Raw genomic sequence first — 24,523 nt, forward strand, 5'->3', positions numbered from 1 at the left:
GTTATAACCCCCTTGCTATTATCCGTTGTGAACCAAGCCAAACAGCAAACGTTTAAATGACATTTGAATCCTAACTAATCATGTTATTTTTCGCGGCTGACTGGCTACATACCCATCTCGAAAATCGGGGCTGGGTAAACTTTAAACATCCTGGTCTGATTCCAGGGAGATATCTTTTAGAAGAGGTGAAATTATGAAAAATAATACGTTCCTAAAAATTGCAGTATTATCGGTTTTCTTTGTCCAAATGGGGGTTGGTACCATCACACCGGCTATCGCCAGTATCGCTGCGGCCTTCCCGGATGTTCCATTTACATCCCTGTTGCTTGTTTCTACTCTGGCGGTATTAATGTCCGTTCCGGCCACCCTGATCTCTGGTCGTCTTGCTGGTGGTGTTGTCAAATACAAAACGCTGTTAATCATTGGTATGATTCTCTTTATCGGTGGTGGTATAGCCCCCTATTTTATGACCGCCTCCAGCTTTACAGCGATTCTGATCGTTCGTGCCATCTTCGGTATTGGACTCGGGATTGTTACGCCTTTGGGAGCCGCACTGATTATCGCTTTCTTTGATGGTGAGGTACGGGCTCAAATGATGGGCCTTAGCGGTGTCGTTGGTAACGTAGGAGGAATCCTTTTCCAATTACTCGGTGGTTTTGCGGCGACAATTTCCTGGGAATATGCGTTTTTAGTTCACGGATTAGGGATTATAACCTTAGTGATTATTCTGTTCCTGCCTGAGCCAGCAAAAGCTCCCGTTCAAGCAGTTGGCGAAGCAAAGCCCAAATTACCCGGGGCCGTGTTTGCTTTTGCCGGTTTAATTTTCTTCTTGATGGTTCTGATTTACCCGATGCTGGTTAACATGTCTTCAATTATCGCTGCCGGTGGTATGGGAACTGCTGGAGATGCTGCCCTCGTCTTGACGATGTTCACAGTTGGCGGAATGCTGGGAGGTTTAATTTTTGCGAAAGTCTTCGGTATTTTCAAAAGTAATACCATGCCATTAGGCGTTGCTTTAATAGCTGTCGCCATGGTCAGTATTGGTCTGGGAAATTCCATTGCCTTTATGTACATTGGTACAACTGTTGCCGGTGTTGGTTTAGGTTTTATCATGCCAAGCATCTTCATGAATTTGGGCGCAGCCGTCCATCCCAGCCAGATGCCCACCGCCTCGGGAATTGTCATGGCATCCATGAATGTCGGTGGATTCTGTTCGGCTTATTTCTTCGCTCTTTTAGCTGGAGTTATGGGCGTTGACATGATGGTTAATATTAAATTTCCTTTCTATGTTTCAATGATCACTGTTGCTGCCATTGCGATCGTTCTTCTCTTTATTAAACCGAAGCAGCAAAGTGCACCTCAACCAGAATAATCAATCTGAATTTAAACTAAAAAAACCACAACGCATTGTGCTGTTGTGGTTTTTTTGATCGTTAGTTTTTGCTACTCATTAATCTCGTTAAGCTGCGTTTTTGAGGGAACCATCGTCAGGCCAATTCCCATCAGAATGATCGCAAAACCGGTCAATGAAAGAAATGACGGGGTTTCTCCCACAAAAAAGAACACGAAAATCGGATTGAGTATGGGTTCGGCCAATGATAGAATCGAGGCTTTCAATGGTGAAATCAGGCGCACCCCCCTGATAAAAAGAGATAAGCAATACCAATCTGAAAAACACCCAGAAAAATCAAGCCCAACCAACCATAAACTGAGATGCCGGTGAAGTCCAGCTGACTGGACATGGTTAACAGAATGATCAAACTCAACCATAGGTTGTTTAACCCCACAATTGAAGCATCCGATATGGGATAGTCTTTGTCCAGTAAATACTGAACTGCCGCATAGGCAATCCCATTGGTTAAAGCCAGCAGATCACCCCAGGGGTTTCCACCATCAGCCGCACTTAGTATTAGAATGATCCCCAGTAAGATAAACAGTCGTGGAATCAAATCACGCTTTGTTATTTTTTTCCCTTTGACCACGTAAAACAAGTAAAGCCATAGTGGTGCCGTACATTGAAGAATAATGGCATTAGCTGCCGTTGTAATCTTTGTTGTTAGTACAAACATCATGCATAAATAACAGTAGGAGACCACCAAACCAACATAATATTTCGAAAATTTGATTTTCTTCCATTGAATCATGGGCAAAAAAATAAGACCCGCTATGATTGCCCGTCCAAATGTAATCGTAAAAGCATTCGCATTGATCAGCTTGATAAACAACCCACCGGTGCTGAATAACATCATGGCAATGAGCACATATAAGGTTCCCTTTGTCGTTTTTTCCATGGGCACCTCCTTTTCATTTTTCAACTTGTTTTATCATAATACCATAACCATCTAATTATTTCTCTATATTTTTACGTTTATTTCCGGTATAATGTCCATAATAAGTTGGAGGTAAACTTTGTATGTTATCACAGATAAAAAGTAGCGGATTACTGGGTGTTAATGGCGTTATTGTCACAGTCGAAATTGATATTTCCCGGGGTCTGCCCGCATATTCACTGGTCGGTCTACCGGATGCAGGCATCAAAGAATCCAAGGATCGGGTTTTTTCGGCCATCAAAAACAATGGTTTCAAATATCCGATGGAACGAATCACCGTTAACCTCGCTCCAGCCGATCTGAAAAAAGAAGGTCCAGCCTTTGATCTGGCCATTGCTCTGGGCATCCTGACTGCTTCAGAGCAACTGACTTGGGATCATCCCGAGAGCTTTTTGGTTATCGGAGAATTATCCCTCAGCGGCGAAATTAGAAGCGTTAATGGGGTGCTACCGATGGTATTGGCGGCTAAAGAAGCTGGCATTGCCAACATTCTGGTGCCATTTGATAACCGTCATGAAGCAGCGGTGGTTCAGAATGTGAACGTTTATCCCGTAAAAGATTTTCACGAAGCAGTTTCCTTTTTAAAACAGGAACTCGTCATCGACCCCTTTATGATCAATCGCAAGACGCTCCTGAATGTGGAAAACAGCTGTCATAGCATCGATTTTTCTGACATCCGGGGTCAGGATCTGGCCAAACGGGGGTTAGAAATTGCCGCCGCCGGGGCTCACAACTGTCTGATGAGCGGACCTCCAGGGTCGGGAAAAACCATGTTGGCTAAAGGTTTTCCTTCCATCCTGCCGGATCTCACCTTGGACGAAGCGCTTGAGATCACCAAGATTCACAGCATTTCCGGACTCCTGAAAAATAATGCCATCATCAGTCAACGTCCTTTTCGCTCTCCCCACCATACCATTTCTAAAGTTTCACTGGTTGGTGGTGGCCGAATCCCCAAGCCTGGTGAGGTTTCACTGGCCCACCTGGGGGTGCTTTTTCTCGATGAGCTGCCGGAATTCCAAAAATCGGCTCTGGAGGTGTTGCGTCAGCCGATTGAAGATCAGGAGGTGACGATTTCCCGGGTCAACGCCTCGCTGACTTTTCCGGCCAGCTTTACCCTGATCACTTCAATGAACCCCTGTCCCTGCGGTTATCTCACAGACCCAGCCCATGAATGTATTTGCACGCCCCAGCAGATTAAAAACTATCAAGGCAAAATATCCGGACCATTGCTGGATCGACTGGATATTTTTGTGGAGATTCCCAGCACCACCTACGATGAGCTTCAGACCAAACCCAAGGGTGAAAGTTCTTCTGTTATCAAAAAACGGGTCGATGCTGCCCGTGAACGACAAAATCAACGCTATCAGAATTTGGATATTTTTTATAATGCCCAGCTTACGCCAAAACTTATGGAGATTTACTGTAAACTTGGCCCAGCTGAAGAAAACCTGATGAAAAATGTCTATACCAAGATGAAACTCAGTGCCCGTGGCTACCATCGGATTTTAAAGTTAGCCCGTACCATTGCCGACTTAGATGGATCCAAAACCATTCAAGTCAACCATTTATCCGAAGCGATTCAGTATCGGGGGATGAACCGATTGTCCTGATGTCGGCAATCGATGTTGCGTCTCGCTGTGCAAAAAAGACAAAAGACTATCCGTTTATCGCTGATAGTCTTTTTATCTTAGTACTAAAATTATTTTTTTCTAATCATCGAATTCACAAAGCGATCTTCATTTTTGCGCAAATACCAAAGCCCGCCGATGCCTATTGCCACCAATGCCAAACTGATCAGTTGAGCAGTTCTCAGCCCCATAAACATCAAGCTGTCGGTTCTCAGGCCTTCAATGAAAAAACGCCCGATGGAATACAGGCCAAGATAGACAAAAAGTAATTCGCCGTCGACCTTTTTAATTTTGTCTTCATAGAAAAAGATAAAACCAAAAACCAGCAGATTCCAGACCGATTCATACAGAAAAGTCGGGTGCACCCTGATGATTCCCAGAGCAGCATCATTGACCGTAATGGCCCAGGGCAAATCGGTTTGCGAACCATAGGCTTCCTGATTGAAATAATTCCCCCAGCGCCCAATCGCCTGACCTAAGGGCAGCGCCGGTATCAAAACATCGGCCAGCGCAAAAAAACTGATCTTTTTAACCCGACACAAGATAATAGCCACAATGATGCCAGCAATAATGCCGCCATGAATAGCCAACCCACCATGCCAGGTCGCAATGATTTCTTCCGGATGGGCCAGATAATAGTCATAACTGAAGATGACATAATAAAGCCGGGCTCCGATGATCACCGCTGGGGTCATATACAAAAAGAAATCCATAATGATCTCAGGATCAAGCCCATATTTGGGTGCCCGTTTTATCCCGATGAACAATCCGATCAGTAATGCCGAGGCAATTAAAACCCCATACCACCTGACATCAAAGCCAAATGCAGTAAATGCGATTGGGTTTGGTGCAATCATAATTAAAGAATTGTTGCCAATTGACCGTTTTTAGCTCCGGCAGCATTTCCTTCTTCAACATCAAGATGCATGTCTAATTTAAATTCTGGGTGAACCCGTACCAGGACATTGTCAAAAATCAAACCTCGAGGTCCATCTAATTTTACCGAAACAATATCTTTGTCTTTCAAGCCAAATGCTGCGCCTTCTTCTGGACTCATATGAATGTGTCGGGCTGCAACGATGGCACCTTTAGCAATTTCGACTTCGCCAGCTGGTCCGACAATTTTAACGCCAGGCGTATCTGCAATATCGCCGGAATTACGAAGTGGTGCTTGAATACCTAAACAGAAACCATCGCCAACAGAAACTTCCAATTGGGTTTCTGGTCGAACGGGTCCCAAAATACGAATTCCTTTTAAAGTTCCTTTTGGTCCAACCACATCTACTTTTTCTTCGGCGGCATATTGACCTGGTTGTGATAAATCTTTCATTGGTGTTAATTGGTAGCCTTTACCAAATAATACCTCTAAATCTGCCTGTGATACATGAATGTGTTTGTTAGACAACCCGATGGGTACTTTTCTTTCCAATTTATATCTCCTTAAATAAATATATTTTTAACAATCTTTATTCTATCTAATAACCAATCAAATGTTAAGATAATATTTTGTCTTCTTTACTTTTTTTCGATTTTTTTATTTTTTGGCTTAATTCCAGCATTTCCTGGGCATGTTCCCAGGTTTTTCGGGTTACTTCTGCGCCGCCCAGCATTCGGGAAAGCTCCTCTTTTTTACCCTTTTCATCCAAGGGTAAAAATCGTACCTCTACCCCCTCATTCTGCGCAAGCTTTTGCACCATAAAATGCTGGTCGGACATCGCCGCAATCTGGGGCAGATGGGTAATGCAAATAATCTGTCGGCCTCTGGGTGGCGTAACACTGAGGGCCTGAATTTTTTCGGCTACCACCTGGGCAGTTCGACCACTGATCCCGGTATCAATTTCGTCAAACACCATCGTTTCAATGGCATCCAGATTTCCGAAAATACTTTTTAAACTCAGCATAATTCGGGATATTTCCCCTCCTGATGCCACTTTCCCGAGCGGTTTGGGTGCCTGGCCCGGGTTGACTGAGATTAAAAACTCCACCAGATCCTGACCATGGACACTGACCCGCTCCGGATCATGTTCCACTGAAATCTCAACCTGAGTCTTTTCCATAGCTAACTCCGCCAACTCATTCTCAAGAGCCTTTTTCAGCGCACTGGCTGTTTTTAAACGCAATTGATAGAGATTATTACTGATCTTATTATAATTATCTTGAAGACCGCTTAATTCCTGATAATATTTCTGCAGATTTTCATCCCGATTCAACAGGTTTTTTAAACGAATGCTGCTCTCTCTGGCGTAGCAAAGAATTTCGGTAATATCATGACCATACTTCCGCTTCAACTTGGCAATGATGCTTAGTCGGGTTTCAATCTCATCCAAATCACCCAAGCTGTACTCCATATCTTCGAGATATGAACGGATTTCAAACGAAAGATTTTCTGTTTCACTTAAAATGCCATTAACCGTCTCCAGACGTTCCTCAAAACTTGTGTCTATTTTGGCAATTTCAGTCATACTTGCCGCCAGTAGACTAAGGGCATCAAGAATCGGGGGCTGCTCGGCGTTTTCTCCTCTTAGCAATTCATAGGCTCTGCTGGTGTGTGTAAAAAGACGTTCCCGGTTTTCCAGAATCCGTTTTTCCCCTTCCAGTTCTTCATCTTCACCAACAACAAGAGCCGCCGCTTCAATTTCATTGATTTCAAACTGCAAGGCTTCTTTTTCTCGCTCCAACTCACGTTCATTTGTTTCCAATTCTGCAATCAACTCGTGAATCCGTTTAATCTCGCCTGCCGCAGCAGCTATCTGATCCCGATATTTTCGGCTTTTTCGTCGCGCCGAAGGCATCCAGTAGCTGGCGATGATTCTCCCTTTTGAACAAGGATTGATGTTCATGCTGGCCGTGGATATCAATGAGCTCATCACCGATTGCTTTTAATTGGGTGACGGTGATAATCAGACCATTGGCGGCAAATATTACGACCCCGATCATCGATTTCACGGATTAAAATCAACTGACCATCCTCCATGGGGATACCATATGCTTCGCATTTTTGAATCAGAGCTGGCTGGTCACTGACATCAAAAAGTCCCTGTACCGTCATCTTGCCCTTGCCCTGACGGATGTTGGTCTTATTACCGCGGTTACCCAGAACCAATGTCAAAGCGTCAATGACAATGGATTTTCCGGCTCCGGTTTCTCCGGTGATCACATTGAGACCTGGATGAAAATCCACCACCAGATGATCAATCAGCGCATAGTCGTTAACAACAAGATTTCTCAGCATCAGTCCCTCCCTATTTCATCAACTTTTTAAATTTACCGACAATTTCTCCAACCATATCCCGATTGCGAACCAACACAAAAATGGTATCATCTCCGGCAATGGTTCCAACAATCTCACTCCAATCCATTGAGTCAATGGCCAGAGCCGCTGCCTGGGCCATGGCTGGCAGGGTTCTCAGGACAATGGTGTTTTCCACATAGTCAATCGTAAGCACCGACTCCTTAAAAACTGCCGTAACCCGTTCATTATAAATAGTACCAATGTCCTTTAATGGGGCATAGTGCTGAATACCATCGTGACTGCTCACTTTGATCAGCTTCAATTCTTTAATATCTCGGGAGATGGTGGCCTGGGTTACCGGAAACCCGGCATCTTTCAATGCCTGGGCCAACTCTTCCTGAGTTTCGATGAGATTATTTTCAATGATTTCAATAATTTTTAATTGTCTCGATACTTTCATGTCTTTCCCTTCTTTCTCCAAAGCTTTGTCAAGATCGCCACCTGTTGTCGTGTTAGTTATTTTTGCCTTTTGATTTTTTAATACTCACTGGAAAGCTTGATTCGTAGCCGGTCATAACTGCTCATCTGGTTGAGCCGAATCAACCGGGTGCAATAGGTGGCCTTTTTGACCTTAACCGCATCTTGTGGTGAAATCGAAACGGTGGTCTGTCCATCAAAGGTAACCATAATGTCTTTTTCACGATCTCCGAATTCCAGTTTGATGACCTCATCCTCCGGCAAAATATAAGATCGGTCATGAAGTCGATGGGGACAGATCGGGTTAAGAATCATCACTCTCGCCTGGGGTGACACCACTGGCCCTCCAGCAGCCAAAGAATAACCGGTGGATCCGGTGGGAGTGGCGATAATCAACCCATCAGCCCGAAATTTGTCAATGGTTGAGCCGTTAGCCCGGGCTTCAATATCCATCATTCGAAAGCCCCGACTCTTAACTAGAACATCGTTTAATGCCATATAAAAGCAGGCGCTTTCATTTTCTTTTTTGATGCTGCAACTTAACATCATCCGTTCTTCGATGTAATAATCTCCAGAAGTTAAATTCTTAAGCGCCTCTTCATAATTACCCGCCTCGCCTTCGGTAAGAAAACCCAATTTACCCAGATTAATGCCAAAAATTGGTATCGAATAAAAACAAACTTTCCGTGCTACAAATAAAAGCGTGCCATCCCCGCCCAGCACCAGAATACAATCCGGCTTTCGGTAAAAAAGGTTTTTAGGATAATAAATAACACATTCATGGGGATATTTTATCTGGCCTTCCAGTAGGGCTATTTTAAAGCCGTGCTGGATTAGATAACCGATGCATTTTTCTGCCAAAGCAGGGCTGTCCGGCTTATCCATGTTGAGATAAATACCGATTTCCTTAAAGTTTTTAAATTCAGCTTCCAATCGTACTCACATCCTATTCGTCCTGGGGTTCTTTCTTTTTTTGCAACTTTCATGGGCGATGGTTACCACTTGATGAATCAGTGATGCCCAGTTTCCCTCAATCTCGGGTTCGGTATTTTCAACAAAAACTAAAAACTCAATATTGCCTTTAGGCCCCTGTATCGGAGAAAAGTCCAGACCTTTGATCAAAAATCCCTGCTTTTCGATGGCAGTCATCACTTCAAGCAAAATCGATTCATGCACCTTTTTATCCCGGATAACACCGTTTTTACCAATTCTTTCCCGTCCTGCTTCGAATTGCGGCTTAATCAACCAGATCCCCCGAGCTCCAGGTTTCATAAACAATTTGATCGCCGGAATCAATTTGGTTATTGAAATAAATGAGACATCCATCACGGTACCATCGACCAGTTCTGAAATATTCTCGGTTGTCAAATAGCGAAAATTGGTTCGTTCCATGGAAACAACCCGGGAATCGGTGCGCAACTTCCAGTCCAGCTGTCCATAACCGACATCGACTGCGTACACCTTTGTAGCACCATTTTGTAGCAAGCAATCGGTAAAACCTCCGGTGGATGAGCCAATATCGATAAAGGCTTTTCCTGCCACCTCCAGATCAAAGACTGCCAGTCCCTTTTCCAGTTTTAAACCGCCCCGACTGACATAAGGCAGATCGCTACCCTTGACCTGAATCATCGCCTCAGTGTCCACCAGATCGCCAGCCTTGTCCCTGACCTGGTCATTGACCTGAACTAACCCGGCCATAATGGCTTTTTTAGCCCGCTCCCGGGTATCAAAATAATTCAGGCTCACCAATAATTTATCTAAACGTTCTTTCAATTTTTCCTCTTTTCATGGGTCTTTTTCCTTTTTCCAATTATCTTTTAACCAACTTAAACATCTTTTGGAGTGATTCTAAAAACTTGGATTTCATTTTCGGCGATGGCAGATATAGCTGGCTAATTCCTGAAGAAAAACAGTCCGTTCGCCAATTGGTCTAAGCAGTTCGATGGCTTCCGCTTCCAACTCGTCAACCCTGATTTTTGAAGCCTCCAACCCGTAGAGTGACACAAAGGTGGATTTATGATTTTTCTCGTCACTACCGATGGGTTTGCCCAGATCGGCCTCATTACCTTCAATATCCAGAATGTCATCAACAATCTGAAAAGCCAACCCAATTCGGTGACTATAGCTGATCAGTCGTCCCTGGGTGGCTGGTTCAGCTTCGGCGATAATACAGCCACTTTGGACACAGGCTTCCAGCAAGGCCGCCGTCTTGTGCAAATGGATATAGTCCATTTCATCGAGCCCGATAACCTTGTCTTCACTGAGGATATCGGCCACCTGACCGCCAATCATTCCCAGAATACCGGAAGCCCCCATGATACATTTCATGGCACAAAGATAATTTGTCAACGCTCTTCCCGTAAGTCCCTGGGTGCCCTGTAGCATGATTTCAACTGCATAATTCAACAGCCCGTCTCCAGCCAGAATGGCCATGGCATCGCCATACACCTTATGATTAGTCGGCTTGCCCCGTCTCAGATCATCATTGTCCATGGCTGGCAAATCATCATGGATCAACGAATAGGTATGGATCATCTCAATCCCCATGGCCAGCGGCTTGATTACCTCTACATCCCCTTCAAGAGCCTGGCAGGTTTCCATCATTAACATCGGACGCAGTCTTTTTCCTCCGGCAAACAGGCTATATTTCATGGCTTCGATAATTACTTCTGGTGTATCCAGATTCTGTTGAAAAACTTTTCCAAGCTCCTCATTGATTCTTGCTACCCGATCCCTTAGCTGAATTTTGAACCCACTCATACCTCCAAACTCCCCTCGAATTCTTTTTCTTCGCCATCAATCATGATGGTTATTTTTCCTTCCAGGGTGTCCAAATCTGCGTTACACTCATTAATGAGCTTCATTCCTTCTTCAAAAAGCTTCATGGATGCTTCGATTTCCAGCTCATCACCTTCCAATAATTCGGCAATGGCCTCCAAACGATTCATTTTTGTTTTCAGTTTTTTAACTGCCATTATCTAGTCTCCTTCGTGGATTGAATCCTTGCTTTGGCCTGACCGTCCACAAAGTGGAGCGTCACCGGCTGATCAACCTGTAAACCGGCGACCGAAACAACGGACTTGTCATAGTTATCCGTCACCCGAACATAGCCTTTTTTAAGTACATTTACCGGACTCATGGCTTCAATCCGGGTTTTAATATTGATCAATTGCTGTCGCTCACTTTTAAGTTGCCCCATTAACGCCCGAACCAACCGTTCGTTAATGATATCCAAAAAAAGACGTCTCTCTTCGATGCGTTCCTGCGGTCGATAACGCAATAGCTCTTTTCTGATCTGCAACAACAGTCGGCGGTTTCTGTCGATAGTCGCTGCCATGCTCTGACTCAGCCTTTTTTTTTGAGCAACCAGGTTCTGAATCATACTCAGAGTTTCTTCCGCTACCAATTCTGCTGCTCCAGAAGGGGTCGGTGCTCGTAAATCAGCCACAAAATCGGCAATCGTATAGTCAATTTCATGCCCCACCGCCGAAACAATCGGTAACTCCGATTCAAAAATAGCTTTGGCCAGACGTTCATCATTAAATGCCCAGAGGTCTTCGATGGAACCGCCACCCCGGCCGATAATAATCACGTCCACAGACCGGGCCGTATTGAAGGCTTGAATCCCTTTAATTATCGTTCCGGCCGCTTCGTCACCCTGAACCAGACTGGGATAAATGACAATATCCATCAGCGGATTTCGGCGTTTAATAATTGAAATTATATCTTTGATGGCCGCCCCTGTCGGTGACGTCACCAGACCTACCCGGCTGATTATTTCTGGCAGCTTTTTTTTATGATCCCGATCAAAATAACCTTTGGATGCCAGTTCATCTTTTAATACCAGGTATGCCTGGAACAAGTCCCCCAATCCCTGGGGTTCCATGGAACGTACCGTAATCTGGTATTGACCACTGGGCAGATACACGCCCAGACTCCCCCGAAGCGTGACCTTCAGACCTTCTTTGGGCAGAAATTTAAGACCCGTAACGACATTTTTAAACATCACGCAATCAATTTTACTACCTGCATCCTTTAGTGAAAAATACAAATGTCCCGAAGCCGCCCGCTTGACATTGGAAAGTTCACCCTGGATTATCAGATTTTTTAGCAGACTATTGGACTCCAAAAGCGTTTTAACATATTGATTAACCTCAGACACGCTGAGAATTTTTGCCTTCATCACTGACTGTACCTCGCATGTTTATAATAATCCATACCCATCAGAGCATTGCCAGCGGCGTTATCCCGGGAATATTCCCCAGGCGAAAAATAAAGCTTCAGTCCGGTCGCTTGCAGTTCGTTAATCACTATTTTTTTGATAATCTGATTGGACATCACACCACCAGAAAAAAGCACCGACTGAAACGGATATTTTTTTGCCAAACCGCCAATGGCTTTAGAGAGCGTTTTGGCAATGGCTTTAAGCACCAGATAAGCGACTACCGGCGGTTCCACACCAGTCTCCAAAAGGCGGCGGGCCTGATTTTCCTGTCCGGAAAAGTGAAAATCCAGATCCTTCATGGTTGAAGAAATAAAAACATTACTGTTAAAGGATGCCGGATTCACCTGGTTTGCCAGTACTTCCAGCGCCTTACCTGCCGGAAAATCACATCCCATCAGAACCCCAACCCGATCAACCAATTGCCCGGCATTGAGATCCCGGGTCGTTGCAATAATGTCGCACTTATAACCAATCGTCTTTTTTTCAACCAGCAATATTTCCGATGTGCCACCAGAAAAATGAACCGCACAAAAGATCGCTTCCAAATCTGGGGATCCGCTCCCATAAATGGCCGCCCGAATATGATTCTCCTGATGGCTCACCGCCAGCCGTTCTATCCCCAATACCCCGGCCAGCGAACACGCAAGTGATTCTCCCGAACGGAAAACTGGCATATAGGAATCAGACAGTGGTCGGGGACGCTCAGAATAACAGATAATCTCGATTTCCCGGCCCCGGGGCAACTCCTGAAGGAGTATCGGCAAATGGTGGACATGCTGAAAAAGGGCATCCGATTGACGAAGCCCTCTTTCTCCTGACTTCACTTCCAATAGGATGCCCTTGTTATAAATCATGTTTTCATTTTCGTCTACCAAGGCAACCGAAGTTGTATAATTACTGGTATCGATACCAAGGCTAAGGGCACTCATTGAGTTCATCCTTAACGATTTTATTCAAGATACCATTAACGTAATTTTTTCCATCCTCATCTCCAAATTTTTTTGTGAGCTCTATTGCCTCGTTAATGACAACTTCAAATGGTACTTTTTCGTCCATATATTTCAGCTCACAAATGGCCAGACGCAGAATTGATTTTTCCACCTTTGGAATGCGATCAATTTTCCAGGTGCTTTTGAGATAGTCATCGAGAATATCATCGATTTCTGGAAGATGAGCTTCGGTCGTATCGATCAGAGTCTTTCCATAAGTCAGATCGAGCTCATTATCCTCTAAAAAATATGCAATACTTTCAGTGAAATCTCCTGGTTCCGGATGAAAATCTAATTGAAATACCCCTTTTAACGCATATTCCCGTTCTTTTTTTCGACTCATGCGCTTCTCCTTCTGATTCTAATATTCTAAAAAAGGGGCTTTCGCCCCTAGATGCCTGAACCTTCTATTCGGACATTAATTGCAGCTACCTGAAAACCGGCCATGGATTCCACGGCAACCTTTACTTTTTTTGAATTGCTTTAGAAACCTTGATAATGTCGACACCTGGTTCGGTAATCACGTAAACCCAAATCAGCAAACCCTCCGGATCCCTGGCTATTTTGACCCCTTTAATTGTTGAGGCAAGATAGAGTTTATCCATGATTTCATCGGTGATTCTTAATGAAATACGTGCTACACCATTAACGCCAGTAGCCGCCAAGCTGACAATCGAAGCGATCATTTCGTCATTGATATTCGGTGCCTGATTGTTTTTCATTTCTAGTTTCATCTTAGTTACCTATGTTCTTTAGATTTCCTGATGACAGTCGCAACCATCCTCGCCACAGCATGAAATTTCTTCATTCAGGATAAATGGGGCGCCACAGTCCGGGCACGCTACGGTGTTATTTTCAAACGACTCAAATTCGGTAATATAAACATTGCCACACTCGGGACAAATGATCTCATAATATTCCTCTTCGTCAAATTCGTAATCATCATCGTCACCGAAGTCTTCATCGAGAATGAATTCTTCCAGCTCGGAAAGATCATCATCAACCATTTCCACATATTCTTCTAATTCTTCCTGAGCTTCGGTAATGCCATCCAGGGCATCAACAATATCTTCGAGAATATCCAATACCTGAACCAGAACCTTGCCTTCGTTAGAAGCCTGATCTAACTCCAGACCGTCAACCAGTCCTTTGGTATAAGCGACTTTTTCATTAATATATTTCATTTTATACCCTTTCCATATAATCACCCGTCCGGGTGTCAATACGAATCTTATCACCTTGTTCCACGAAAAGCGGTACGGTGATAATTGCTCCAGTCTCAACCGTTGCTGGTTTATTGGCGCCAGTTGCGGTGTCGCCCTTAAAGCCAGGATCGGTTTTGACAACTTCCAATTCGACAAAATTGGGGGCTGCTACCGAAAATGCCACGCCTTTTAACGACTTTACTGTCGCAATATCGTTTTCTTTCAAATATTTTAGGGCTTCCTCAACTTGATTAAAGTTTAATGGGATCTGCTCATAGGATTCCAGATCCATGAAATAATAGAGACCACCATCTTCATATAAATATTCCATCTCACGGGTTTCAACCTGTGCTTTCGGATAGCGTTCGGTCGGGCTGAATGATTTTTCAACCACTGCTCCTGTAATAACATTTCGAATCTTTGTTCGAACAAAGGCGGCGCCTTTACCTGGTTTAACGTGTTGGAATTCGATGATCGTAAATGTATGACCATCCATTTCAAACGTTACACCTTTTTTAAAATCTCCTGCTGATACCATGTTAACCTCCGATATGCATATGTTAATTTTTTCTTTTTCAATTTAATACTATCATTCTATCACAATTTCTATGAACCGTCATCCCAATTTATTATTATCGCTTCGTTATCAAACAGATATTTTTCCGGTCAGACACCGGATCTGACCACTGAGATCCATTATGGTTTGAATCTCCCGATATCCATTATTTTTTAATAAATCAGTTACATCATCAGCCTGGTGATCCCCTATTTCCAGGGCTAAAAGACCATCTTTTTCTAAAAACAAATGGGCCCCGCTAATGATCCGCCGATAAAAATCCAAACCGGATTCACCGCCATCCAGTGCCATATAGGGTTCATAGTCAAGGATGCCCCGATCCAGACGGTCCATCTCTGCCCGACTGATGTAAGGCGGATTCGAAACAATTACCTGGAAGGTTTCTCCTTGCGGGATTGCCGCAAATAGGTCTCCATGATACAAGGTCAGATCCCCATTTGCCAATTGATTGGCATTTGTCTGAGCCACTGCCAGTGCTGCCTCCGAAATATCACTAAGACTGACGTCGGCCTGCTTAAAATATTTCTTGATCGAAATGCCAATCGCCCCACTGCCCGTGCACAGATCCAGAATTTTAGCACCCTTGGGGTAGTTTAGCTGTAAATATTTAAGCAGATACTCCACCATCGGCTCGGTGTCGGGTCTGGGGATTAAAACATCCCGGTTGACAAAAAATTCCATCCCCATAAATTCCTTCTTTTCCTGAATATAGGCGACTGGTTCTGATTGACACCGTCTTTTTATCGCACTACGATAATGTGCTTCTCGTTTTAAATCCACCGCTTCTTGTGAATGGGTATAAAAATAAACCCGATCCGTGTCCAGAATTCTGCTAAGCAGAATTTCTGCCTCAAAACCGGGATGTTCGATTCCAGCCTGAGCCAGCGCCTGCCGTCCAAAATCCAAAATCTCTTTGATGGTCATTTTTCTACCTCAACTTAAAACAAAAAAACCGTGCATAACTGAACAAGAAAAAAGCCGGTTACAAGAACCGACTTCTTTTTTATTCTGCTGACTCGTTTTTAATGCCGTATTTTTTATTAAATCGATCAACACGTCCGCCAGCATCAACTAGTTTTTGTTTTCCAGTGAAAAATGGGTGACAAACTGAACAGATTTCCACTTTTAATTCTGGTTTGATAGAACCTGTTTCAAATGTATTTCCACACGCACACTTAACTATTGATTTGCCGTAATTTGGATGAATGCCTTCTTTCATCGAATCCACCTCGTTTCTTATTTATTTAATTGCTTATTGTTATTTTATCAACCGTGATATTATATCAGACTTTTCTTAAAAGATCAAATATTTTGTGCCTTATATTTATCAATAATTTTTTTCATAAATGCTTCATTGTCTTTGGTGCGTTCCAGAATCGAAATAATCTTATCGGTGAGATCATAAACCGTAGTGCCCTTGTAAAGCTTGCGAATATCGAAGCTGACTTTCAGTTCTTCGGCGGATAACAGTTTTTCCTCCCGACGGGTACCAGACCGGTTCAGGTTGATGGCCGGGTAGATCCTTCGCTCCGCCAGTTCCCGCTCCAAATGCAATTCCATATTACCAGTCCCCTTGAATTCTTCAAAGATGATATCATCCATCCGGCTACCGGTATCCACCAGAGCGGTGGCCAGAATCGTCAGACTGCCACCTTCTTCCACATTCCGGGCCGAACCCAAAAACTTTTTGGGAAAGAATAAGGCTTCCGGATCGAGCCCCCCCGACAAGGTTCTCCCGGATGGCGACACCACCAGATTGTTTCCCCGGGTTAACCGGGTTAAACTGTCAACCAGGATCACCACGTCTTTGCCCTGTTCAACCAGGCGCTTGCCCCGTTCCAGTACGATTTCCGCCACCTTGATGTGATTTTCAGGGGGCTGATCAAAGGTCGAATAGACAATATCGGCATCGATCGATCGTTTCATATCGGTGACTTCTTCCGGCCGTTCATCGACCAACAGAATAATCAGTTCGATTTCGGGGTGATTGGTGGTGATGCCATTGGCAATTTCCTTTAAAAGAATCGTCTTTCCTGCCTTCGGCGGGGCCACAATCAGTCCTCGCTGACCTTTACCCATCGGAGAAAAGAGATCAATCATCCGGGTTGACACAACATCCTGGGTGGTTTCCAGAGTGATCCGCTGCTCTGGGAAAATTGGTGTCAATCGTTCAAATCGAGGCCGATTGGCAATTTTTTCGGGAATAGCGCCGTTGACCGTTTCGACATAAAGCAATGCGTCAAACTTTTCATTCTCACTGGACATCTTAATCTTACCGACAACTTTATCACCTGTCCGAAGATTAAATCGTCGGATCTGATTGGCCGGAACATATATATCATGGTCGCCAGATAGATAATGGTTGGTTCGCAGAAATCCAAAACCATCGGGGTTAACATCCAGGATTCCTTCCTGGGAATTTTTAAAGCGATCCCGATCCTTTTTGTCATCAACATAAAGCATACTGTTGATCTTCTGGATAATATCTGCCGTTTTGGTGCCGTTGACCTTTTCCAGAAACAGCATCGCTGAATATTTTTCGCCAGTTTTGGGCGGCCGTACCTTGCCGCTTAAGACATCCCCGGTTTCCAGTTTGAATTTCTGGATTTGCGAACCGGAAATATAGACGAATTCCTCATTGGATTTCATCTCTTTGTTTTTAACAAAACCAAAACCTTCCGGTAGAATTTCCAGATTCCCTTCCACTACCACCACATTATCCATGGAATCTTTAATCTTATAATAGGGTGATCGGGTGCCGTTTGACCCATTCGTGATCCGCGAATGGGTTTGGGCCAGCTGTTTTTCTGGATTATTTTTTTCAGCTGCTTTTTTTCCGATATTTCGTTAGTGTCTGTCAATACTTCTTTTTCCTTTATCTCATGCTGATGATGTTGATGCGCCAATTGCTCTGCCGAGGACTCCAATTTTTCTTCAATGGCCTCGATCAGTTCAATTTTTTTAAAGGCGGCTGGTTTTTTCGATACCCAGACTTTCCGCCTGTTTACGCAATTCAACAACCGTTAAATCGTCCAGTGATTTCTTTTCCAATATGTGCCTCCATGGGTTGTAGATGGTTTTAGAATGAATGTTATGATTTTTCTCGATTTTGCTGTGCTGATATGATGCTTCAAGTCGCAGAATAATCTGAAGGTTTGTTTAATGTAGATACCTTAATCTACCACAAATATCCATTCTTGTCAAAAAAATCCAGGTGACACATTACTATTTGGTGTTTTCTAACTGGCCTAGTACCGACAATTGTTACATCATGTTGTGACCTAGGGGTCAGACCCTACGCATCGGAGCGGACACGGCATCGCCTGTCCGATTCCGCAGCGAACAACAGATTAACAAGGGTCTGACCCCTTGGTCATTGATCGGTACGGTAGTCCAAGCAAACCTTAACCGCTTATTCCTGTTCGCCTTCAATAATTGAAATCATAATGGCATTTTCCACCCGCCGCCGCTCAATTTCGCAGCTGACGAAATGAGGTTTCATAATCGTACCGTTAAAGTTATAGGCATTGGCATGACAGCCCCCACCGCAAAAATATTTGGCCCAGCAGCTTTGACAGTCTTCTTTTTCTAGCAGGTTGCCAGCATCGAAGATTTTTTTGATCTCGCCATTGGTGATGCCATTACTCACATCCCCCATCTTAAATGCTTCATTGCCGACAAACTGATGACAGGGATAAATGTCCCCCTCCGGCGTTACGGCCACATAATCCTTACCGGCCCCACATCCGGACAGCCGTTTGTAAACGCAGGGGCCATGATCGAGATCCACATTAAAATGGAAAAAGTTATAGTGCAGTCCTGCTTCATGACGCGTGAGGTAAGACAAGGCCAGCGCATCATATTCTGCCATGATAGTGGGGAGATCGGACTCGGTCAGGGCGTAATCGTGAGTTGCCTCGGCCACCACCGGTTCCACCGAAATGCTTTTAAAACCCTTTGCCGCCAAAAACTCAACATCCTTGGCAAAATCAAGATTATGATGTGTATAGGTGCCCCGGACATAATGATCTTTATCACCCCGCATTTTAGCCATCGCTTTGATGTTGTCGATAATCACATCAAAAGAGCCCTGATCATTGACCGTTTGCCGCATCTGATCATTGACTTCTTTACGACCATCCAGACTAAGCACGATATTATCCATCGTTTCGTTTAGATATTCCCGGGTTTCGGCATTTAACAGCACCCCATTTGTGGTCATTGTGAATTTGAACTGCTTATCGTTTTTAGCGGCCATCTCTTTGCCATATACCACTAATTGCTTAACCACATCCAGATTCATCAGCGGTTCACCACCGAAGAAATCAACTTCCAGGTTTTTTCGGTTTTTGGACTGAGCGATGATAAAATCGATGGCTTTTTTGCCAACTTCCAGCGGCATCAGCAGTTTTTCACCATCAAAGTCACCTTGCGCAGCAAAGCAATAAGCGCATTTCAGATTACAGTCATGGGCGACATGCAGGCATAGCGCCTTGATCAAATCTTCATTGGCATAGTTCTCCCGTTGATAGTTCATTTCCCGGAACAATAGCCCGGCCGCTTTGACACCATCCAATTCATCCAGACATTCATTGAGTTCGGTCACTGAATATTTTTCTTGAAAGCTGGCAATGATTTCGGCTCTGGTTTTACCTTCATAGTGATCCAGCACTTCAAAGGTCAGTTCGTCAACCGTCAGTACTGTGCTGGTATCCACGTCCAAAACAATATTGAGACCATTCTTTTTATATTTATGTATCATTTTTTCTCCCATCATGAAAAAAGGGACTATCTCTTACGAGACAGCCCCTTTCAGGCTTGTTTATTATTTTTCAGTCGTTTGTTTGCATTTTTGATTTCCTACGGTGCAGGATGTTTTACAGGCAGATTGACAGGAAGTTTGACATTCCCCGCATCCTCTGTTCTTCACGTCAGTGAGTTTACCTTCTTTAATGATTTTAATGTGCTTCAAATTGTTCACTCCCTTCAAAAATAATTTTTCCCGACAATTACCGACAGACCCGCTAAAATCCGGGTCGCCGAGTGCAGGTCCGTTCTCTTTATTTTTTGTCTTCGTCGATTTCTTCAAATTCAGCATCGACAACGATTTCTTCATTATCCAGATCTTCTAGCTCTTCAAAATTGTCATCTTCTGTTGCAACAACAGCGTCCCCAACATTGACAATTCGGGCAATGGCCGATTTGGTAATCAACGCCTTATGATAATCTGGCAATAACTCGATGGTAACATTTTCTTCACCAATCGCATAGACGATTCCATAAAATCCGCCAATTGTAATAATCTCGTCCCCTGGTTTCATACTGGATCGCATTTCTTTAATCTCTTTTTGCTGTTTTTGCTGTGGTCGTAAAACAAAGAAATAAAAAAACACCAGTACTAAAATCAGCGGGAGAATTAATGTAAAATCAATTCCAAACATTCACATTCTCCTTCATCTTTATTCAGTTATACCGAATTTCTCAAAGAAAGCTTCCTTATAGGCTAATAAATTGTCATCCATTATGGCCTGTCGAATTTTCTTCATCGTTACAAGTGTAAAGTATAAATTATGATATGTCAATAACCTGGCCCCTAAAATTTCATTGGTTTTAATGAGATGACGGATGTAGGCCCGGGTGTAGTTTCGGCAAACGAAACAATCACATTCAGGATCAACCGGTGTAAAATCTTCCTTATAAGTAGCATTCCGAACCACCACCTTACCATGACTGGTAAAAGCGGTGCCGTTTCTGGCAATCCGACTCTGGAGCACACAATCAAACATGTCAATGCCCCGAATCGTGCCTTCAAACAGCGCATCCAGGGAACCAACCCCCATTAAATAGCGGGGTTTATCTTTGGGTAAAAGCGGGGTGGTGGCATCCAGCATCTTATACATCACATCTTTGGGTTCCCCCACACTGAGTCCGCCAATGGAATAACCCGGAAAGCCGATGTCAGTGAGCTGTTCTACACTTTGCGCCCGCAGATCAGCAAACATCCCCCCCTGAACAATCCCAAACAAAGCCTGATCCTCGGGGCGTTTGTGGGCCTCTTTACAACGCCGCGCCCAGCGGGTGGTCATTTCCATGGATTTCTTGGTATACTCATAATCGGCACCAGCCGGGGCACACTCGTCAAAACACATGATGATATCGGCCCCGATGGAATTTTGCATATCAATGGCCTTTTCCGGGGTCATAAAATGTCGGGAGCCATCCAGGTGTGAAATAAATTCAACGCCATCTTCGGTGATCTTTCTTAAGTCATTTAAAGAAAATACCTGAAAGCCGCCGCTGTCAGTGAGCACCGGCCGGTTCCAGTTCATAAACTTATGGATCCCGCCAGCCTTATCCATAATCTCCTGGCCAGGTCTCAAATAAAGATGGTAGGTATTGCCCAGAATTATATTGGCATCCATCTCCACTAAATCTTCGGATGATAGGGACTTCACCGTCGCCTGGGTTCCCACTGGCATAAAAATCGGGGTATTGATAACCCCCCGCTTGGTATGGATCTTTCCCAGTCTGGCTCCGGTGTCCTTACACTCCTTAATCAATTCATAACGAAATTCGCTCATTCTTTTCTCCTATTTTTTACTCAATATAGGTAATTGCGAAATGAAAAACCATCGAACAATGATAGCTTTGTGTGCGGTTTCCACAACAATAAGAAATTGCGATGCGAATTTCTTATTGTTCGCGGGCAGTCGCCAACTACAAGCAAGCTTGTGATTGGCTCGTTGCCTTCGCGAAAACAATTTTGTAACGTGTAGGCGAACAGTACAGCGAACTGTCCGCCGTACAGTGTAAAAATTGTTTCGTGCGAAACTGGGCGCAAAGCTCACGGCAGTTTTGCAATTACCTATTTTACTCAATAAACAAGGCGTCCCCAAAACTGAAAAAACGATATTTCCAGTCAATGGCCGTTTGGTAGGCTTTCATAATCGCTTCCCGGTTATAAAAGGCTGAGACCAGCATCAGCAGGGTCGATTCTGGCAGATGAAAATTCGTGATCAAAGCATCCACCACCTCCCATTCATAGCCCGGGTAAATAAAAATATCCGTTACCCCGGTGTAAGGAGTAACCACCCCATCATGTAGCTTGGCATTACTTTCCAGGGTCCGCACCGAGGTGGTCCCCACAGCGATAACCCGGCCACCCCGTTCTCTGGTTCGTTTAACAGCCCTGGCTGTTTCTTCCGGCACCTCATAATATTCTTCATGCATATGATGTTCTTCAATCACATCACATTTAACTGGACGAAAGGTGCCAATGCCCACATGGAGGGTCACCTCGGCAATTTCCACCCCCATGGCTTCAATTTTCGAAAGCAGATCCGGGGTGAAATGAAGCCCAGCGGTAGGAGCTGCCGACGAGCCTTCCCGCTTGGCATAAACGGTCTGATAGCGGTTATTGTCTGTCAAGGTTTCATGAATATAGGGCGGCACCGGCATTAGGCCGATCTCGTCAATGATTTCCTCAAACACACCGGAATATTCAAAACTGATTATTCGGAGTCCCCCCTGGGTGGTTCCCGTGATTTCACCCTTTAGCTCGGGACCAAAAACAATCCGGGCCCCAACCCGGGCCCGTTTTCCTGGCTTGACCATGATTTCCCAGTCTTTCTGGGACAGATGCCGCAGCAACAGGATCTCCACCTTTCCACCGGTATCTTCCCTGGTCCCGAATAACCGTCCCGGTAATACCTTGGTGTTATTCATCACCAGCAAATCTCCAGGTCGTAAATAATTAGTAATCTCAAAAAATTTATGATCTTCAATGGTATTCTTCTCCCGGTTAATCACCATCAGCCGGGAGTTGTCCCTTTTTTCCAGGGGACACTGGGCAATCAGTTCATCCGGGAGATCATAATAAAAGTCCGTTTTATTCATCAATACCTTCCTCATTGTCATAGAAATTTATTTTTAGCTGCTGCGGACTTTGTGCCTCATTCACATAGTCCTCCAGTCCCAAATGGGCATAACCACGGCTGGTGATCATCCGACCACGAGGTGTTTTTGAAAGAAAACCCAGTTGAATCAGATAGGGTTCATACACCTCTTCGATGGTGTTTTTTTCTTCACCGATGGCAGCAGCAAGGGTGTCAATCCCGACCGGTCCACCGTCAAATTTTTCCACGATGGTTTTTAACATAATCCGGTCGATCTCATCCAGCCCGACATCATCCACTTCAAAAAGATCCAGGGCTTCCCGGGTGGTCTTGAGGTCGATAATACCCCGGCCTTCGATTTCACAATAATCCCGAACCCGTTTTAACAAGCGGTTGGCAATACGCGGTGTTCCCCGGGAGCGGATGGCCAGTTCGATCGCCCCTTCGTCATCCATTTCGATGCCGATAATGCCGGAAGAACGGCGGATAATGGTGGCCAGCTCCTCCGGATTATACAATTCCAGTCGCTGAATCACTCCAAAACGATCCCGTAATGGTGAGGTTAACAGGCCTACCCGGGTGGTGGCACCAATCAGAGTAAAGGGTGGCAGCTCCAGCCGGATCGAACGGGCACCCGGGCCTTTGCCGATGATGATATCCAGAGCATAGTCTTCCATGGCTGGATAAAGCACCTCTTCGACCGAGCGCTGCAGCCGGTGGATTTCATCAATAAAGAGGATATCGCCCTCTTTTAAACTGGTCAGAATGGCTGCCAGATCGCCAGCCTTTTCAATGGCTGGGCCAGAGGTGGTTTTGATTCCGACCCCCATTTCCCGGGCGATGATATTGGCCAGGGTGGTTTTTCCCAGCCCCGGTGGTCCATAAAGAAGCACATGATCCAGGCTTTCTTTCCGCTTCTGAGCAGCTTTGATAAAAATACCCATCTGTTTTTTTACTTTTTCCTGCCCGATATACTCATCCAGACCCTGGGGTCGCAAATTTTTTTCTATTTCAACATCCAATTCCGTAAAATCAGAGGTGATGATTCGTTCTTTCATGTGTTATCGTCCCTTCAATGGATTAGCCGAGCGAAGCGCCCCGGTGATCAGCGCTTCAATGCTACTCTCGGGGGTAAATGCCCGGGCTACCATTTCGGAAGCTTCTGAAATACTATAACCCAATCCCACCAGTCCGTTAATCGCCTGGGTAACCGTATCATCTTTAGCCTGTAAGGAAACAGACTTCAGATCTCCGACTGAAACATCCTTATAGCGATCCTTCAGCTCCAGGATAATCCGACTGGCCGTTTTTATGCCAATTCCCGGGGCCTTTGCAATGCTTTTAGGATCATCGTTGACAATATGGCCAATCAGCTCGTTGCGGCTAAACTGCGACAAAAGTCCCATAGCTGCTTTGGGTCCGATCCCGGAAATCCCGATCATGGTTCTAAAAATCTCCCGTTCATCGGTGGTGGCAAACCCATACAGCGAAACTTCGTCTTCTTTGATCACCTGATGAAGGTGCAGCTTGACCTCCGAATGCAGACTCGGCAGCTCATTTAATGTATTGGTCGACACCTTTACCTTATATCCCATGCGGTTTTGATCAATGACCACATAATCCATGGCTTGTTCTTCCAAGCTCCCGATCATATATTCGTACATAAGCCCTCCTTCAAAATTCAAACATGCTTTACCCATTGTACCAAAACAAAAAAATATTACAACACAAAAAAAGCACCCTTAGGTGCTATCCCAACGTGTCGTACTCCATTTTTGACGCCCTAGCGAAAGCTAGGTGGGTGTCTTGTCTCTAGTTTCTGTTTTCCACTGATATAATGAGGCCTAACATCTGCCAGCGAACAATCAGACTCCCTGAGTATTGATGTAGGTTCAAAAATAAAGTAAAAAACGAACACTTTGGGATAACTTAATTATACACGGTTTTCTACGGAAATCAAAGGAT

Annotated in this window: 30 protein-coding genes and 1 other RNA gene; 2 read left to right on the forward strand and 29 right to left on the reverse strand. The window is 44.5% G+C overall.

Going from position 1 to position 24,523, the window contains the following annotated elements; translation table 11 throughout:
* Positions 1 to 193 precede the first annotated feature (193 nt).
* On the forward strand, positions 194 to 1,372 hold the full coding sequence (locus CHL1_RS12620; RefSeq protein ID WP_250933241.1) for an MFS transporter: 1,179 nt from the start codon (positions 194 to 196) through the stop codon (positions 1,370 to 1,372).
* 71 nt (positions 1,373 to 1,443) lie between these two features.
* Here CHL1_RS12620 and CHL1_RS12625 read toward each other — a convergent pair whose 3' ends face one another.
* Together CHL1_RS12625 and CHL1_RS12630 are read right to left on the reverse strand one after the other, a co-directional pair.
* A complete protein-coding gene (locus CHL1_RS12625) occupies positions 1,444 to 1,635 on the reverse strand; it encodes a hypothetical protein (protein ID WP_250933243.1) in 192 nt (63 codons plus the stop codon).
* Complete coding sequence (locus CHL1_RS12630; RefSeq protein ID WP_250933245.1) at positions 1,626 to 2,291, reverse strand: DMT family transporter; 666 nt, start codon at positions 2,289 to 2,291, stop codon at positions 1,626 to 1,628. Before CHL1_RS12630 ends, CHL1_RS12625 begins: the two co-directional genes overlap by 10 nt.
* A 122-nt stretch (positions 2,292 to 2,413) precedes the next feature.
* Here CHL1_RS12630 and CHL1_RS12635 point away from each other — a divergent pair, with 122 nt between their 5' ends.
* Positions 2,414 to 3,940, forward strand: a complete 1,527-nt coding sequence (locus tag CHL1_RS12635) for a YifB family Mg chelatase-like AAA ATPase (protein WP_250933246.1) — start codon at positions 2,414 to 2,416, stop codon at positions 3,938 to 3,940.
* 89 nt (positions 3,941 to 4,029) lie between these two features.
* Here CHL1_RS12635 and lgt read toward each other — a convergent pair whose 3' ends face one another.
* From lgt to ssrS, 27 genes are all read right to left on the reverse strand, one after another.
* On the reverse strand, positions 4,030 to 4,815 hold the full coding sequence (gene lgt, locus CHL1_RS12640; RefSeq protein WP_070370516.1) for a prolipoprotein diacylglyceryl transferase: 786 nt from the start codon (positions 4,813 to 4,815) through the stop codon (positions 4,030 to 4,032).
* A gap of 2 nt (positions 4,816 to 4,817) precedes the next feature.
* Entirely contained in the window at positions 4,818 to 5,387 is a 570-nt protein-coding gene (pduL, locus tag CHL1_RS12645; protein WP_070370515.1) for a phosphate propanoyltransferase, read from the reverse strand.
* A 64-nt stretch (positions 5,388 to 5,451) separates the two neighbouring features.
* The gene (locus CHL1_RS12650) at positions 5,452 to 6,825 is read right to left on the reverse strand and encodes a DNA repair protein RecN (RefSeq protein WP_250933248.1); all 1,374 of its coding nucleotides are present in this window, start codon (positions 6,823 to 6,825) and stop codon (positions 5,452 to 5,454) included.
* Positions 6,825 to 7,190: an AAA family ATPase gene (locus CHL1_RS12655; protein ID WP_250933250.1), complete on the reverse strand. Its 366-nt coding sequence runs from the start codon at positions 7,188 to 7,190 to the stop codon at positions 6,825 to 6,827. Before CHL1_RS12655 ends, CHL1_RS12650 begins: the two co-directional genes overlap by 1 nt.
* Before the next feature lie 10 nt (positions 7,191 to 7,200).
* Positions 7,201 to 7,650 carry an arginine repressor gene (locus tag CHL1_RS12660; protein ID WP_070370513.1) on the reverse strand — a complete coding sequence of 150 codons (450 nt, stop codon included), beginning with the start codon at positions 7,648 to 7,650 and terminating at the stop codon, positions 7,201 to 7,203.
* Between the two features lie 77 nt (positions 7,651 to 7,727).
* Complete coding sequence (locus CHL1_RS12665; protein WP_084633528.1) at positions 7,728 to 8,600, reverse strand: NAD(+)/NADH kinase; 873 nt, start codon at positions 8,598 to 8,600, stop codon at positions 7,728 to 7,730.
* A gap of 6 nt (positions 8,601 to 8,606) precedes the next feature.
* A complete protein-coding gene (locus tag CHL1_RS12670; protein ID WP_250933251.1) occupies positions 8,607 to 9,440 on the reverse strand; it encodes a TlyA family RNA methyltransferase in 834 nt (277 codons plus the stop codon).
* Positions 9,441 to 9,530: 90 nt separating this feature from the next.
* On the reverse strand, positions 9,531 to 10,427 hold the full coding sequence (locus CHL1_RS12675; RefSeq protein WP_070370511.1) for a polyprenyl synthetase family protein: 897 nt from the start codon (positions 10,425 to 10,427) through the stop codon (positions 9,531 to 9,533).
* The gene (xseB, locus tag CHL1_RS12680) at positions 10,424 to 10,642 is read right to left on the reverse strand and encodes an exodeoxyribonuclease VII small subunit (RefSeq protein ID WP_070370510.1); all 219 of its coding nucleotides are present in this window, start codon (positions 10,640 to 10,642) and stop codon (positions 10,424 to 10,426) included. The genes CHL1_RS12675 and xseB overlap by 4 nt, the downstream gene beginning before the upstream one ends.
* Positions 10,642 to 11,850 (reverse strand): exodeoxyribonuclease VII large subunit, encoded by a 1,209-nt coding sequence (gene xseA / locus CHL1_RS12685; RefSeq protein ID WP_070370509.1) that lies wholly within the window; start codon positions 11,848 to 11,850, stop codon positions 10,642 to 10,644. The genes xseB and xseA overlap by 1 nt, the downstream gene beginning before the upstream one ends.
* Positions 11,850 to 12,821 (reverse strand): Kae1-like domain-containing protein, encoded by a 972-nt coding sequence (locus CHL1_RS12690; RefSeq protein WP_070370508.1) that lies wholly within the window; start codon positions 12,819 to 12,821, stop codon positions 11,850 to 11,852. The genes xseA and CHL1_RS12690 overlap by 1 nt, the downstream gene beginning before the upstream one ends.
* Positions 12,808 to 13,224, reverse strand: a complete 417-nt coding sequence (nusB, locus tag CHL1_RS12695; protein WP_148638732.1) for a transcription antitermination factor NusB — start codon at positions 13,222 to 13,224, stop codon at positions 12,808 to 12,810. The genes CHL1_RS12690 and nusB overlap by 14 nt, the downstream gene beginning before the upstream one ends.
* A 121-nt stretch (positions 13,225 to 13,345) precedes the next feature.
* A complete protein-coding gene (locus CHL1_RS12700; protein ID WP_250933253.1) occupies positions 13,346 to 13,615 on the reverse strand; it encodes an Asp23/Gls24 family envelope stress response protein in 270 nt (89 codons plus the stop codon).
* Between the two features lie 18 nt (positions 13,616 to 13,633).
* The gene (locus tag CHL1_RS12705; protein ID WP_070370506.1) at positions 13,634 to 14,065 is read right to left on the reverse strand and encodes a CD1247 N-terminal domain-containing protein; all 432 of its coding nucleotides are present in this window, start codon (positions 14,063 to 14,065) and stop codon (positions 13,634 to 13,636) included.
* Between the two features lies 1 nt (position 14,066).
* A complete protein-coding gene (efp, locus tag CHL1_RS12710) occupies positions 14,067 to 14,624 on the reverse strand; it encodes an elongation factor P (RefSeq protein WP_148638733.1) in 558 nt (185 codons plus the stop codon).
* A gap of 108 nt (positions 14,625 to 14,732) precedes the next feature.
* Complete coding sequence (gene prmC / locus CHL1_RS12715; protein ID WP_070370504.1) at positions 14,733 to 15,587, reverse strand: peptide chain release factor N(5)-glutamine methyltransferase; 855 nt, start codon at positions 15,585 to 15,587, stop codon at positions 14,733 to 14,735.
* Positions 15,588 to 15,666: 79 nt separating this feature from the next.
* A complete protein-coding gene (rpmE, locus tag CHL1_RS12720) occupies positions 15,667 to 15,882 on the reverse strand; it encodes a 50S ribosomal protein L31 (RefSeq protein WP_070370503.1) in 216 nt (71 codons plus the stop codon).
* An 83-nt stretch (positions 15,883 to 15,965) separates the two neighbouring features.
* Positions 15,966 to 17,387, reverse strand: coding sequence for a transcription termination factor Rho (gene rho / locus CHL1_RS12725; protein ID WP_250933255.1), 1,422 nt, complete (start codon positions 17,385 to 17,387; stop codon positions 15,966 to 15,968).
* Between the two features lie 237 nt (positions 17,388 to 17,624).
* Positions 17,625 to 17,714, reverse strand: a complete 90-nt coding sequence (locus CHL1_RS18440) for a Rho termination factor N-terminal domain-containing protein (protein WP_338078231.1) — start codon at positions 17,712 to 17,714, stop codon at positions 17,625 to 17,627.
* A 361-nt stretch (positions 17,715 to 18,075) separates the two neighbouring features.
* Positions 18,076 to 19,425 (reverse strand): thioether cross-link-forming SCIFF peptide maturase, encoded by a 1,350-nt coding sequence (gene scfB / locus CHL1_RS12730; RefSeq protein ID WP_070370595.1) that lies wholly within the window; start codon positions 19,423 to 19,425, stop codon positions 18,076 to 18,078.
* A gap of 63 nt (positions 19,426 to 19,488) precedes the next feature.
* Positions 19,489 to 19,635, reverse strand: a complete 147-nt coding sequence (scfA, locus tag CHL1_RS12735; RefSeq protein ID WP_083837856.1) for a six-cysteine ranthipeptide SCIFF — start codon at positions 19,633 to 19,635, stop codon at positions 19,489 to 19,491.
* A gap of 88 nt (positions 19,636 to 19,723) precedes the next feature.
* On the reverse strand, positions 19,724 to 20,104 hold the full coding sequence (yajC, locus tag CHL1_RS12740) for a preprotein translocase subunit YajC (RefSeq protein ID WP_228882821.1): 381 nt from the start codon (positions 20,102 to 20,104) through the stop codon (positions 19,724 to 19,726).
* An 18-nt stretch (positions 20,105 to 20,122) separates the two neighbouring features.
* Positions 20,123 to 21,244, reverse strand: a complete 1,122-nt coding sequence (gene tgt, locus CHL1_RS12745; protein WP_070370501.1) for a tRNA guanosine(34) transglycosylase Tgt — start codon at positions 21,242 to 21,244, stop codon at positions 20,123 to 20,125.
* A 289-nt stretch (positions 21,245 to 21,533) separates the two neighbouring features.
* The gene (queA, locus tag CHL1_RS12750) at positions 21,534 to 22,559 is read right to left on the reverse strand and encodes a tRNA preQ1(34) S-adenosylmethionine ribosyltransferase-isomerase QueA (protein WP_070370500.1); all 1,026 of its coding nucleotides are present in this window, start codon (positions 22,557 to 22,559) and stop codon (positions 21,534 to 21,536) included.
* Positions 22,552 to 23,616, reverse strand: coding sequence for a Holliday junction branch migration DNA helicase RuvB (ruvB, locus tag CHL1_RS12755; protein ID WP_070370499.1), 1,065 nt, complete (start codon positions 23,614 to 23,616; stop codon positions 22,552 to 22,554). The genes queA and ruvB overlap by 8 nt, the downstream gene beginning before the upstream one ends.
* A 3-nt stretch (positions 23,617 to 23,619) precedes the next feature.
* Positions 23,620 to 24,222, reverse strand: coding sequence for a Holliday junction branch migration protein RuvA (gene ruvA, locus CHL1_RS12760; RefSeq protein ID WP_070370498.1), 603 nt, complete (start codon positions 24,220 to 24,222; stop codon positions 23,620 to 23,622).
* Between the two features lie 83 nt (positions 24,223 to 24,305).
* Positions 24,306 to 24,487: non-coding RNA, 6S RNA (gene ssrS / locus CHL1_RS12765), on the reverse strand.
* Positions 24,488 to 24,523 lie beyond the last annotated feature (36 nt).

Source organism: Acetobacterium wieringae (genome assembly GCF_023700225.1).
Taxonomy (GTDB): Bacteria; Bacillota; Clostridia; order Eubacteriales; family Eubacteriaceae; genus Acetobacterium; species Acetobacterium wieringae.